At 65.9% G+C, this 11634-nt stretch carries 12 protein-coding genes and 1 pseudogene; 4 read left to right on the top strand and 9 right to left on the bottom strand.

All coding sequences use genetic code 11. From position 1 onward, the window contains the following. Positions 1-113 (top strand): annotated as a pseudogene (locus tag AC5P7R_RS13900) (IS110 family transposase); the annotation flags it as partial. Between the two features lie 71 nt (positions 114-184). On the opposite strand, the gene AC5P7R_RS13895 reads toward AC5P7R_RS13900, so the two are convergent. From AC5P7R_RS13895 to AC5P7R_RS13880, 4 genes are all read right to left on the bottom strand, one after another. Next, positions 185-1495, bottom strand: coding sequence for a PQQ-dependent sugar dehydrogenase (locus tag AC5P7R_RS13895; protein WP_021201953.1), 1311 nt, complete (start codon positions 1493-1495; stop codon positions 185-187). Beyond that, entirely contained in the window at positions 1488-1928 is a 441-nt protein-coding gene (locus AC5P7R_RS13890; RefSeq protein ID WP_021201954.1) for a DUF2231 domain-containing protein, read from the bottom strand. The genes AC5P7R_RS13895 and AC5P7R_RS13890 overlap by 8 nt, the downstream gene beginning before the upstream one ends. Positions 1929-2089: 161 nt before the next feature. After that, a complete protein-coding gene (locus AC5P7R_RS13885; protein WP_021201955.1) occupies positions 2090-2416 on the bottom strand; it encodes a DUF2185 domain-containing protein in 327 nt (108 codons plus the stop codon). A gap of 9 nt (positions 2417-2425) precedes the next feature. Beyond that, complete coding sequence (locus tag AC5P7R_RS13880; RefSeq protein ID WP_021201956.1) at positions 2426-2785, bottom strand: DUF7668 domain-containing protein; 360 nt, start codon at positions 2783-2785, stop codon at positions 2426-2428. A gap of 241 nt (positions 2786-3026) precedes the next feature. On the opposite strand from AC5P7R_RS13880, the gene AC5P7R_RS13875 reads away from it, so the two are divergent. After that, positions 3027-4793, top strand: a complete 1767-nt coding sequence (locus AC5P7R_RS13875; RefSeq protein WP_021201957.1) for a S8 family serine peptidase — start codon at positions 3027-3029, stop codon at positions 4791-4793. Then, entirely contained in the window at positions 4793-5371 is a 579-nt protein-coding gene (locus AC5P7R_RS13870; protein ID WP_021201958.1) for a hypothetical protein, read from the top strand. Before AC5P7R_RS13875 ends, AC5P7R_RS13870 begins: the two co-directional genes overlap by 1 nt. Positions 5372-5475: 104 nt before the next feature. Here the strand turns inward: AC5P7R_RS13870 and AC5P7R_RS13865 are convergent, their stop codons facing one another. The 5 genes from AC5P7R_RS13865 to cyoA are packed head-to-tail and all read right to left on the bottom strand — an operon-like array spanning position 5476 to position 10021. Continuing rightward, positions 5476-6156 (bottom strand): SCO family protein, encoded by a 681-nt coding sequence (locus tag AC5P7R_RS13865; protein WP_058978982.1) that lies wholly within the window; start codon positions 6154-6156, stop codon positions 5476-5478. Positions 6157-6167: 11 nt separating this feature from the next. Next, positions 6168-6500 (bottom strand): cytochrome o ubiquinol oxidase subunit IV, encoded by a 333-nt coding sequence (gene cyoD, locus AC5P7R_RS13860; RefSeq protein WP_005411473.1) that lies wholly within the window; start codon positions 6498-6500, stop codon positions 6168-6170. A gap of 1 nt (position 6501) precedes the next feature. Then, positions 6502-7137, bottom strand: coding sequence for a cytochrome o ubiquinol oxidase subunit III (gene cyoC / locus AC5P7R_RS13855; protein WP_021201960.1), 636 nt, complete (start codon positions 7135-7137; stop codon positions 6502-6504). Next, positions 7134-9110: a cytochrome o ubiquinol oxidase subunit I gene (gene cyoB / locus AC5P7R_RS13850; protein WP_006474876.1), complete on the bottom strand. Its 1977-nt coding sequence runs from the start codon at positions 9108-9110 to the stop codon at positions 7134-7136. Before cyoB ends, cyoC begins: the two co-directional genes overlap by 4 nt. A 5-nt stretch (positions 9111-9115) precedes the next feature. Beyond that, positions 9116-10021 (bottom strand): ubiquinol oxidase subunit II, encoded by a 906-nt coding sequence (gene cyoA / locus AC5P7R_RS13845; protein ID WP_010482114.1) that lies wholly within the window; start codon positions 10019-10021, stop codon positions 9116-9118. Between the two features lie 183 nt (positions 10022-10204). Here cyoA and AC5P7R_RS13840 point away from each other — a divergent pair, with 183 nt between their 5' ends. Continuing rightward, positions 10205-11620 carry an aminotransferase-like domain-containing protein gene (locus tag AC5P7R_RS13840; RefSeq protein WP_021201961.1) on the top strand — a complete coding sequence of 472 codons (1416 nt, stop codon included), beginning with the start codon at positions 10205-10207 and terminating at the stop codon, positions 11618-11620. Positions 11621-11634: the final 14 nt, after the last annotated feature.

Genomic DNA, 11634 nt, shown 5'->3' with positions numbered 1-11634 from the left:
TCAACATCCTGGCCAGAAAGCTGGCCAGGATCGCTTGGGGCGTCTTCAAGAGCGGCCGGGACTTTGACCCGGCCATGCTGAAAGTGGGTCAAGCCTGCTTCCAGCAGGCTTGACCACGAACATAGGATCTCGGCTCTACAAAGGCCGGATCCACAGCAGTCGAGCGTGGCTCGACGCTACACAGCTATTTGGCCGACACCCGCCACACCACGTCGCCCACGTCGTCGGCGACCAGCAGCGCGCCCTCTGCATCCATGGCCATCCCCACCGGCGCACCCATCAGCGTCTTCTCGTCCTTCGAGGCGAAGCCACTGACCACAGTCTGTGGCCGCCCGGTCGGCTTGCCGTCCTTGAACGGTACGTACACCACTTCGTACCCGCTCAGCGGCGAGCGGTCCCAGCTGCCGTGTTCACCGATGAAGGCGCCGCCGTGGTACTGCGCCGGCAGTGCCTGGCCGGTGTAGAACAGCAGGCCCAGTGGCGCCACGTGCGAGCCGATCGCGTAGTCGGGCACGATCGCCTTGGCCACCAGGTCCGGCCGCTGCGGCTGCACGCGCTCGTCCACGTGCTGGCCGTAGTAGCTGTAGGGCCAACCGTAGAAACCATCTTCTTTCACCGAGGTCAGGTAATCCGGCACCAGGTCGGCACCGATCTCGTCGCGCTCGTTCGCCACGGCCCACAGCGTACCGGTGCTTGGTTCCCAGTCCAGCCCGGTCGGGTTGCGGATGCCCGAGGCGAAGATGCGGCTGCCACGGGTGGCCACGTCCACTTCCAGCACCACCGCACGGCGGTATTCGACGGCCAGGCCATTCTCGGTGATGTTGCTGTTGGAACCCACGCCCACGTACAGCTTGCGGCCATCGCGGCTGGCCAGCAGTTCCTTGGTCCAGTGGTGGTTGATGGTGCTGGGCAGGTCGGTAAACTCGCGGCCCTTGTCGGACATGCGGGTTTCGCCGGGCACGTAGTGGTACTGCATGATGTTGCCGGTGTTGGCCACGTACAGCGTGTCACCGATCAGCTGGATGCCGAACGGCGAGTGGAGGCCTTCGATGTAGACGTGCTGGGTCCAGGTGTTCGTTCCCGGCGAGCGGCGCAGCAGGGTGACCCGGTTGCCGCCCTTGCCGGCCTTGCCCGAGCGCGCCTTCACCTTGCCGGCAATCCACTGCTTGGGCGTGGTGACCGGTTCTTCGCCGGGGCCGTTGCCTTCCACCACCAGCACATCGCCGTTGGGCAGGGTCAACAGCCGCCGCGGATGCAGCAGGTTGGCGGCGATGCGCTCGATCTTCAGGCCCTCTGCCACCGAGGGCGACTGGCCGTCGGCCCAGCCGACGCCCTTGGGCACCTGCATCGGCGGCATCAGGAAGTTCTTCGGTGCCGGCAACGGCGGCTGTGCGCCGGACTGGTCAGCGGGGTGGTATTCGGCCTTGCCCGCGCAGGCCGACAGGGTGACCGCCAGTGCCAGCGCGGCGACGGTGGGCAGGATGTGCTTAGCCATGACGACCTCCCTGCAGCACCGGCGGCTGCAGTGACAGCAGGATCAGGCCCAGGGCAATCAGGGCCACGGTCAGCGCCGACAGGATCGTGCCCGGCACCGCAACGGCGTACGCATCGCGGCTGTGCACGAAGGCGTTCCAGATGGCCAGCACCACCGCGACCAGGTTGAGCAAGAAGTCGATGCGGTCGATGCGGGTGGCCGTGCCGTTGCGGCGCCAGACCGCGAACAGGTTGATCAGGCGCGGCACGATGGCGATCAGCAGGCCGAAGGTGATCAGCCAGGCGGCTGCCTTGCCCCACATCACCTCGGCGCTGTTGAGGTAGATCGCGTCGAAGATCAGTGCGCCGACGAAGAAACCGAAGGGTATCGGGTTCAACAGGCTGAACAGTGTGGTGCCGAGGCCGCGATGGGCCTGGGCGAGCGGATTGACCATCATCGTGCTCCGTGCGGAAGGGTGCACGGGCTGTAGTAGCACAGCGCGATGTGAGGGCGCGCGATGATGACCGGTGGGAGTGACGGCAAGCTTGGACGGATGTGCCGACCAACGGTCGGCACCCACCAGGATGGGTGCCGTCTAACACGTGGCATCACCGATCAGACGGGCAGCAACCGGCCGTCTTCAGTGCGTTCGAACTCAGTACCCGCCGGCGCGTCTACCACTGCCAGGACGGCACGATCGCAGTTGGCGATGGTGTTCACGTCGTACACGCCGGAGTTTCCCGGCTCGTCCAAGTAATCTTCGGCTTCGTCACCGGCAAGAAATCGCCAGCCACTGTCCAACTCGTTGTCGGGCGCCTCGCGATAGCAGTAACCCACGGGCTGGCCATCAACGGTGATGCGATCGGTGGCGATGCATCCGCCATAGCCTTCCAGCAGAGGCATGATCTGCTCGGCGGTCAGACGGAATTGCTTCGGCTTCATCGTGCCTCCTCAGGGAACGTAGACCAGGTGCAGACTGTACTCGAAGCCGGTTTCGGTTTCGGCGATATCCACACCCATTACCAGATCACTTCGCCCTTCCCCAGCCGTGTATAGGTCAACCAGGACCTTCCAGCGCTCGCCATGCCACTGGCTGACCGATGTTTCCCAGCTGGCCTCGGGGAGCTGCACCAGGGTTTCCCCGTAGTCCGTGATGATGCCGGTGATGACATCCCAGGTGTCGGCGCTGCACGCGGGCACGTTCGCTGCGTGGGGCGCACGGCCGGCCGCGATCTCGTTTGCCATCCAGGCCAGGGTGGGACGGAAGGCCTCGTCCACGGGGGTTTCGGTGTCCGGGTCTTTCCTGACCATCGGTCTTCCTTGTGCAAGGGGCCGCGAGAGACGGCCCAACGATGATGGCACGGGCAGGAGGGCCGCGACCGCCGGCTTTTATTCCTCGGCGGCATAAGCGTTTGTGACGCAATCGGCATATCTGCAGATTGGGTGTGTGAAGAGGTAGGGGGTTCTTCGTTGTGTCGCGTTTGGCTCGTTGCGATGGGGCAGTTCCGCCCCGCCGTCCTGCCATGCCGATTCACAACAGAAGGATTCGTGTATGAAGCGACACACGCAACGCTCCGCGCCACCGCGCTCTGCGCGCCTGGCCCTTGCCACTGCCCTGGTGCTGGGCAGTCTGGCCGTCACCGCCCAGGCCCAACAGGCCGATCCACTGGCGGGGATACAGTGGCACCTGCTCAACACCGGGCAGACGGTCCCGGCTGACACCCTGCCGGTGGCCGGCAACGACCTGAACGTGGATGGCCTGTTCCGCAATGGCATCCGTGGCCAGGGCGTCACCATCGCCATCGTCGATGACGGCCTGCAGATCGCGCACCCGGACCTGGCCGCCAACGTGGCGGCGGTGGCCGGCAAGAACTTCACCAATGGCTCGAACAACCCCACCCCGACCAACCCGGATGTCGACAACCACGGCACCATGGTCGGCGGCATTGCGGGCGCGGTGGGCGCCAACAACCTGGGCGTGCGCGGTGTGGCGCCGGCGGCGACGCTGAAAGGCTTCAACCCGATTTCGCGCTCGGCCCTGGGCAACCAGCAGAGCAACATCGAGTACGCCTGGTGGGACGGCGCGGAGTCGGCCGACGTGCAGGTGTTCAACAACAGCTGGGGCGCCGGCCCGGGCAATCCGAACCTGCCGTTGGCGTACAGCGAAAACACGATTCGTTCGTACGAGCAGGCGCTGTCGGGTACGCGCGGTGGCCGCGGCGGCATCTACGTGAAGTCGGCCGGCAACAACTTCAACAATGCCTCGATCAGCCAGACCCAGGATGTCTGCACCACCGACACCAAGAACCGCAACACCGGCTGCGTGCCGGCTGGCCGCGACCCGCGCAACAACCTGTTCAACGTCATCACCGTAGGCGCGGTGCGCGCCGATGGCGTGCGCTCGTCGTATTCGTCCACCGGCTCGGCGCTGTGGGTGTCGGCCTTTGGCGGCGAGTACGGCCTGCAGGCGCAGTACGCGCCCGGCCTGGTGGCACGCGCCTACGACCCGGCCATCGTCACCACCGACGTGACCGGGTGCGCGCAGGGCAGCAACACCAACACCAACCGCCAGAACACGCTGGACAGCAACCTGTCGGCCATCGACAACACCTGCAACTACACCGCCAAGATGAACGGCACCTCGGCGTCGGCGCCGATGGTCTCGGGCGTGGCGGCGCTGGTGCTGGAAGCCAATCCGAACCTGTCCTATCGCGATGTGAAGTACATCCTGGCCACCACCGCCACCCGCAACCACCCGAACCAGCCGGCGGTGACGCTGGCCGACGGCCGCACGCTGGTGCCGGGCTGGACGGTGAATGCTGCCGGCCGTGCCTACAGCAACTGGTATGGCTTCGGCGTGGTCAACGCTGCACGCGCGGTGCAGGTGGCCGAGAACTTCCAGTCGCTCGGTGCGCTGGTCGATAGCGGCTGGCGCAACACCACGCGTACCGTGGCCATCGGCAACACCTCGGCCGCCGCCGCACGCCTGACCTTCCAGCTGGCCAACGGCGCGCGCAACATCGAGAGCGTGCAGCTGGGCTTCCGGGTCAACCACCGCAACACGCGCCAGCTGCAGTTCGTGCTGGTGTCGCCCAGCGGCACCCGCAGCGTGGTGCAGCCGGCGTTCACCGCGATCGGCTCGGGCACGGGTGGCGCGCAGAGCAACTTCACCAGCTGGGACCTGCTGTCCAGCAATGCCTTCCTGGATGAGAATGCCACGGGCACCTGGACGCTGGAAGTGACCGACATGGGGCAGGCCGCGACCGCTGCATCGCGTGGCAACCTCGAATTCTTCAAGATCCGCGTTCTGGGGCACTGATGATGAAGACGACCATTCTGTTGAGCACGCTCGCCTTCGCGGCGATGACCTCCCCTGCCTGGGCACAGAGCTCGGGGCAGACCCCTCCGGCCAGGACCCTGTCGACCGTGGATGCGCAGGAACTGAAGGCGTCCGCTACCGGCCGCTCGTTCGACGTGGGCGGCACGCGTTTCCAGCTGTCGCCCTCGGCCACCGTGAAGCAGGCCAGCGGCGGCCAGTTCACGATCACCCCGCAGGCGGCGGCGACCACCAGCGCGCGTACCAAGCGTTCGCTGGATGGCGCCACCGCCGCGCCTGCTGATGCCGGTGCCGGCAAGTTCGCGGCGGCGGTGTCCCGTGACGGCGCGCCGGTGGTGGCGACCTCGCGGGTCAAGGTGTTCTTCACCGATGCAGCCTCGGCCCAGCGCGCAGCCGCCGCCACTGGCGGTACCGTGGTGAAGGTGTCGAAGGCTTCAGGCCAGGCCATCGTGGAGTACCCGTCGGTGAACGCGGCGCTGGATGCGACCACCAGGCTGCTGTCCACCGCCGGTATCCGCGCCACCGAGCCGGACGTGGTGCAGTGGGAAGAGACCAAGTAAGGCGTTGAGCGGTGCCCCGGCCGGTTGGCTCTCCTGGCCGGCCGGGGATGGGTGTGTGGGGAAGTGCCGACCAACGGTCGGCACCCACCGCGGTGGAGGTGACGTCAGCGCGCGGCGAGTGTGTCGCTTTGCTTGAGACTGCAGCTGGCCAGTGCGTCGTTGCCGGCGGCGGGATGAGCGGGCTCCAGCAGCAGGCGCTGCACGTCGGAAAACAGCTTGTCCACCGGCATGCCATAGGGCGCGAACAGGCGCAGTCGACCCTGGCGGTCGAACACGTAGCCGCCGGCAATGTGGCTCATCGTGTAGGTATCCGGTACCTGACCGGGTTCCTTTTCGTAGAACGCCTTGAAGTCGCTGGCCATCGCCGCCAGCTGCGCTTCGTTGCCGACCAGCGCGATTGCCTTGGGGTCGAACGCTTCCACGTAGGTCCGCGCAACCTCCGGGGTGTCGCGGGCCGGGTCAACGCTGACGAACACCACCTGCAGCTGGTCGGCATCCTTGCCCATCAGGTGCTTGACCTGGCTGAGCTCGACCATGGTGGTCGGGCACACGTCCGGGCAGCTGGTGAAGCCGAAGAACAGATAGGTCACCTGCCCCTCCAGATCCTTGGGCCCGCGCAAGGCGCCGCGGCTGTCGGGCATCGACCAGTGCTGGCCGAGCTCTTCGCAGGCGATGTCCTTGGAGTAGAAGTCCATGCGCGACTGCGCACTGCAACCGGCCAGCAGGCCGAGCAGCAGGCCTGCGGCCAGCCGCAGGCCACGTTGGGGGAACGCGATGCCTTTCACGGTTCGCAGGCTCAGTTGATCATCATGTGGTAGTGCATGCTCCAGATGATCCACACCGACAACGCGACGATGATGAACAGGATCACCAGGGTGAACACGAAGCTGGCCAGGTTCCAGCCACCTTCGGACTTGCGGTCCATGTGCAGGAAATAGACCAGCTGTACCAGGATCTGCGCCACCGCGAAGCCAACCAGCAGGAACAGCGTGAGCGGCCGCGACAGCACCGGGTTCATCACCAGTGCGAACGGCACCACGGTCAGCAGCGCGCACAGCACGAAGCCGATCAGGTAGGACTTGGTGGAGCCGTGCGCATTGCCTGCGCGCGAGGTTTCGACGTGGGCCATGTCAGAAGGCTCCGATCAGATAGACGAAGGTGAAGACGCAGATCCACACCAGGTCCAGGAAGTGCCAGAACAGGCTCAGGCACGACACACGGGTGATGTTGGTCGGGGTCAGGCCACGGCGGTAGACCTGGTGCATGAGCACCGCCATCCAGATCAGGCCGCTGGCCACGTGCAAGCCGTGGGTGGCGACCAGCGCGAAGAACGCCGACAGGTAGGCACTGGTGCTGGGGCCCGCGCCTTCGTGGATCAGGTGCGAGAACTCGTAGATCTCCATGCCGATGAACGAGGCACCGAGCACGAAGGTCACGCCCAGCCAGCGCAGCACCGCCGAGGTGTCGTGGCGATGCATCGCCAGTACGGCCTGGCCGTAGGTGATGCTGGAGACCAGCAGCAGGAAGGTCTCGGCCATCACGAACGGCAGCGAGAACAGCTCCTTGCCGGTGGGGCCGCCGGCGTAGGCGGTGCTGAGCACCGCGTACGAGGCGAACAGCGAACCGAACAGCACCAGGTCGGACATGAGGTAGACCCACATGCCGAACACCTTCATGCCGCCCTGTTCGTGGCCGTGGTCGTGCTCGTGGTGGTCCTCGTGCGCCTGCGTGTCGCTGGCCAGCTCGGGGCGGGTCAACAGGTTCATGCGCGTACCTCCTTCAGCTTGGCAAGGTTGGCCGCTTCAGTGCGCGCCACCTCTTCGGAACTGACGTAGTAGTCCACGTCCTCGTCGTAGGACCGCACGATCAGGGTCACGATCATCGCGATGAAGCTGGCCGCGGCCATCCACCAGATGTGCCAGACCAGGGCGAAGCACAGCACCAGGATCCAGATGTTGAGGATCAGCGGCACGCCGGTGTTCTTCGGCATGTGGATCGGTGCGTACTTCTTCGGCGGCGGCGGCAGGCCGCGCTTCTTCGCTTCGTGGAAGGCGTCCAGCTCATCGGCCTTGGGCACCACGGCGAAGTTGTAGAACGGCGGCGGCGACGGCGTGGCCCATTCCAGCGTGCGTGCGTTCCACGGGTCGCCGGTCAGGTCCAGGTTGCGCTTGCGGTCGCGAACGCTGACGTAGATCTGCACCAGCATCAGGATGATGCCCGCGAACACGAACAGCGCGCCGATGAAGGCGGCGATCAGGTACGGCGTCCACGCCGGGTTGTCGTACTGGTTCATGCGACGGGTCATGCCCATGAAGCCCAGCATGTACAGCGGCATAAAGGCCAGGTAGAAGCCGATCACCCAGCAGGCGAACGACCACTTGCCCAGGCGCTCGTTGAGGGTGAAGCCGAACACCTTCGGGAACCAGTAGGCGAAGCCGGCCAGGTAGCCGAACAGCGCGCCGCCGATGATGGTGTTGTGGAAGTGCGCGACCAGGAACAGGCTGTTGTGCAGCAGGAAGTCCGCGCCCGGAATGGCCAGCAGCACGCCGGTCATGCCACCGATGGTGAAGGTGACCAGGAAGGCGATGGTCCACAGCATCGGCACGCTGAACTCGACGCGGCCGCCGTACATGGTGAACAGCCAGGTGAAGATCTTCACGCCGGTGGGGATGGCGATGATCATCGTCATGATGCCGAAGAAGGCATTGACGCTGGCACCGGAGCCCATGGTGAAGAAGTGGTGCAGCCAGACGATGAACGACAGGATGCCGATCGCCAGCGTGGCGCCGACCATCGACTTGTAGCCGAACAGCTTCTTGCGCGCGAACGTGGCGGTCACTTCGGAGAAGATGCCGAACGCCGGCAGCACCAGGATGTACACCTCCGGATGGCCCCAGGCCCACACCAGGTTCACGTACATCATCGGGTTGCCACCCAATGTGTTGGTGTAGAAGTTGAAGTCCAGGTAGCGGTCCAGGGTGAGCGCACCCAGCGCCACGGTCAGGATCGGGAAGGCGGCGATGATGATCACGCTGGTGACCAGCACGGTCCAGGTGAACACCGGCATCTTCATCAGGGTCATGCCCGGCGCACGCATGCGCAGGATGGTGATGAACAGGTTGACGCCGGTCAGCAAGGTGCCGATACCGGATGCCTGCAACGCCCAGATGTAGTAATCAACACCCACGCCTGGGCTGAACTCGATGCCGGACAGCGGCGGATAGGCCACCCAGCCGGTCATGGCGAATTCGCCAACGCCCAGCGAGATCATCATCAGCGCTGCGCCGACCACGAAGATCCAGAAGCTGAAGGCGTTGAGGAACGGGAACGCCATGTCGCGCGCACCGATCTGCAGCGGCACGATGATATTCATCAGGCCGACCACGAACGGGGTGGCCACGAAGAAGATCATGATCACGCCGTGCGCGGTGAAGATCTGGTCGTAGTGCTCCGGTGGCAGGAAGCCGTCACTGCCTGGCCCGGCCGCGGCCAGCTGTGCGCGCATCATCAGCGCGTCGGCGAAGCCGCGCACCAGCATGACCAGCGCCACCACCACGTACATGATGCCGATCTTCTTGTGGTCCACGGTGGTGAACCAGTCGCGCCACAGCGGGCCCCACAGCTTGAAGTACGTCACTGCGCCAAGCAGCGCGAGGCCACCCAGCACCATGGCCGCCAATGTGACCACGACGATCGGCTCGTGCAGCGGCACGGCCTCCCACGTCAATTTACCCAACATGTTCGTTACTCCTGGGAAACCTGGGCACCACCGGCAGCGCCGGCCGGGGTAGCAGCAGCGGTGTTCTCACCGACGCCGATGAACTGGTCGATGACCTTCTTGAACAGCAGCGGTTCAACACTGGAGAAGTGCTGCACCGGTGCGTTCTTCGACGGCGCGGCCAGCGCCTTGAACTGCGTGAAGCTGAGCGCGTCGGGCGCGCTGCGCACTTCGGCCACCCAGCGCTCGAAGTCTTCGTTGCTGCTGGCAGTGGCGATGAACTTCATGTTCGAGAAGCCATGCCCGCTGTAGTTGCCGGACATGCCGCGGAACTGGCCGGGTTCGTTGGCGATCAGGTGCAGCTGCGTGCGCATGCCGGCCATCGCGTAGATCTGCCCACCCAGCTGCGGGATGAAGAAGGTATTCATCGTCGAGTTGGAGGTGATGTTGAATGCCAGCGGGCGGTTGGCCGGGAAGTTGAGCTGGTTGACCGTGGCGATGCCCAGGTCCGGGTACACGAACACCCACTTCCAGTCGGTGGCGATCACGTCCACGTGCAGCGGTTCGCCAGCCACGTCCAGCGGCTTGTAGGGGTCCAGCTCGTGGGTCGACTTCCACACGATCACCGCCAGCACCGCGATGATGATCAGCGGCACGCCCCAGACCACGATCTCCACCTTGGTGGAGTGCGACCAGTCCGGCGTGTATTTCGCTTTGGTGTTGCCGGCGCGGTAGCGCCACGCGAACACGAAGGTCAGCACGATGGCCGGTATCACCACGATCAGCATCAGGCCGATGCAGATCAGGATCAGGTCGCGCTGGGCGAGCCCGACCATGCCCTTCGAATCCAGCAGCACCCAGTCACAGCCCGACAGGCCGACGCAGGCCAGAGCGACCAGCGCCAGGCGGATGCGGTTCCAGCAGATATTCATTGGAGGTCAACCCTGTTGAAGAAGCGCGCTTGACCGGCTCGCCTGCGCGCAGCGCCCGGGCGTGGAGCGGCTACACTGTGGGTACGAGGTCGCCTACAAGCAGGCGAACCACTCCAATCAAGCCCATACAAGATACAACATTGTATGGACTTGTGCATCTGCACGTATGGAAAAATCTGACCGATGACGCCACCTGCCGCCGGCCGCCGCCTGAAACATCCCAATCGCACCTGGGTCCGCCCCTTCCGCGAGGGTGCCGGCCCGCTGTACCTGCAGATTGCCCAGCAGGTGCGCGAAGCGGTGGATGACGGCGTGCTGCGCCCGGGCGACCGCCTGCCACCGCAGCGCGACCTGGCCCAGCAGGTGGGCGTGGACCTGACCACGGTCACCCGTGCCTTTGCCGAGCTGCGCCAGGCCGGCCTGCTCGATGCGCAGGGCGCCGGCGGCACCTTCATTGCGCTGTCGGCCGGCAACCGCAGCACCTCGGTCGACCTGAGCATGAACATCCCGCCGCTGCTGGGCAGCGCGCCGTTCGCACAGGGCATGGAGGCCGGCTTCCAGCACGTGGGCCAGCAGCTGGGCCAGGGCGAACTGATGAGCTACCACGTCGGCGCCGGCACCCGCGAGGACCGCGCCGCCGCCGTACAGTGGCTGGTACCGATGCTGGGTACGGTCGGCGCTGACCAGGTAGTGATCTGTCCCGGTGCGCAGACCGCGCTGTGCGCATTGATCCTGGCCCGCACCCAGCCGGGCGAGCTGATCGCCGCCGAACAGCTGACCTACCCGGGCCTGCTGGCCGCCGCGCGCGTGCTGCAGCGGGGCGTGGTGCCGGTGGCGATGGACGCTGAAGGCATGCTGCCCGAGGCGCTGGAAGAAGCCTGCCAGCTGCGCCGGCCGCGCCTGCTGTACCTGGTGCCGACCATCCAGAACCCCACCACGGCAACGATGTCGGCGCAGCGCCGGCAGGCCCTGCTGGCGGTGGCGAAGCGCCACGATCTGACCGTGATCGAAGACGATCCCTACTGGTTGCTGGCCGGTGATGCCGCGCCGCCGCTGGCCGCCCACCGCGACGCCGGCTGCCCGGTCTACTACATCTCCACCCTTTCCAAGTGCCTGGCACCGGGCCTGCGCACCGCCTACCTGGTGGTGCCGGCCGGCGAACCGATGGAACCGGTGCTGGACGCCCTGCGTGCGATCGCGCTGATGCCGACCCAGTCGATGGTGGCGGTGGCCTCACAGTGGATCCGCAGCGGCCAGGCCGAGGACATGGTACGGCGCTTCCAGCAGGAGCTGCGCGAGCGCCAGGCGATTGCGGCGCGGTACCTGCCGTCCCGCGCGCGGGCGCACCCGGCCGGCCTGCACGTATGGCTGCCGCTGCCGCCACGGCTGGACCAGTACCGGCTGATCCAGGCCGCGCAGGAACAGGGGCTGGGCATCGCCAGCTCGGACGCCTTCAGCGTGGAAGAGCCGCCGCCGGGCAACGCCATCCGCCTGTCGCTGGGCGGCGCGGTCGACCAGGGCGCTTTGGCCGGGGCGCTGGCCAAGCTGAACGAGATCCTGTCCGAAGTTCCCGAGGCCCGGCACAACGCCATTGTCTGAACCGAACGCATGGC

It is taken from the genome of Stenotrophomonas sp. YJH_SMC_27 (assembly GCF_059369815.1).
This window is presented reverse-complemented; position numbering and strand designations above follow the sequence as displayed.

Coding starts and splice junctions, on each gene's coding strand:
- AC5P7R_RS13890 (WP_021201954.1), bottom strand. CDS start 1,928: ATGGTCAATCCGCTCGCCCAGGCCCATCGCGGCCTCGGCACCACACTG.
- AC5P7R_RS13885 (WP_021201955.1), bottom strand. CDS start 2,416: ATGAAGCCGAAGCAATTCCGTCTGACCGCCGAGCAGATCATGCCTCTG.
- AC5P7R_RS13870 (WP_021201958.1), top strand. CDS start 4,793: ATGATGAAGACGACCATTCTGTTGAGCACGCTCGCCTTCGCGGCGATG.
- cyoC (WP_021201960.1), bottom strand. CDS start 7,137: ATGAACCTGTTGACCCGCCCCGAGCTGGCCAGCGACACGCAGGCGCAC.
- AC5P7R_RS13880 (WP_021201956.1), bottom strand. CDS start 2,785: ATGGTCAGGAAAGACCCGGACACCGAAACCCCCGTGGACGAGGCCTTC.
- AC5P7R_RS13875 (WP_021201957.1), top strand. CDS start 3,027: ATGAAGCGACACACGCAACGCTCCGCGCCACCGCGCTCTGCGCGCCTG.
- cyoD (WP_005411473.1), bottom strand. CDS start 6,500: ATGGCCCACGTCGAAACCTCGCGCGCAGGCAATGCGCACGGCTCCACC.
- cyoA (WP_010482114.1), bottom strand. CDS start 10,021: ATGAATATCTGCTGGAACCGCATCCGCCTGGCGCTGGTCGCTCTGGCC.
- cyoB (WP_006474876.1), bottom strand. CDS start 9,110: ATGTTGGGTAAATTGACGTGGGAGGCCGTGCCGCTGCACGAGCCGATC.
- AC5P7R_RS13840 (WP_021201961.1), top strand. CDS start 10,205: ATGACGCCACCTGCCGCCGGCCGCCGCCTGAAACATCCCAATCGCACC.
- AC5P7R_RS13895 (WP_021201953.1), bottom strand. CDS start 1,495: ATGGCTAAGCACATCCTGCCCACCGTCGCCGCGCTGGCACTGGCGGTC.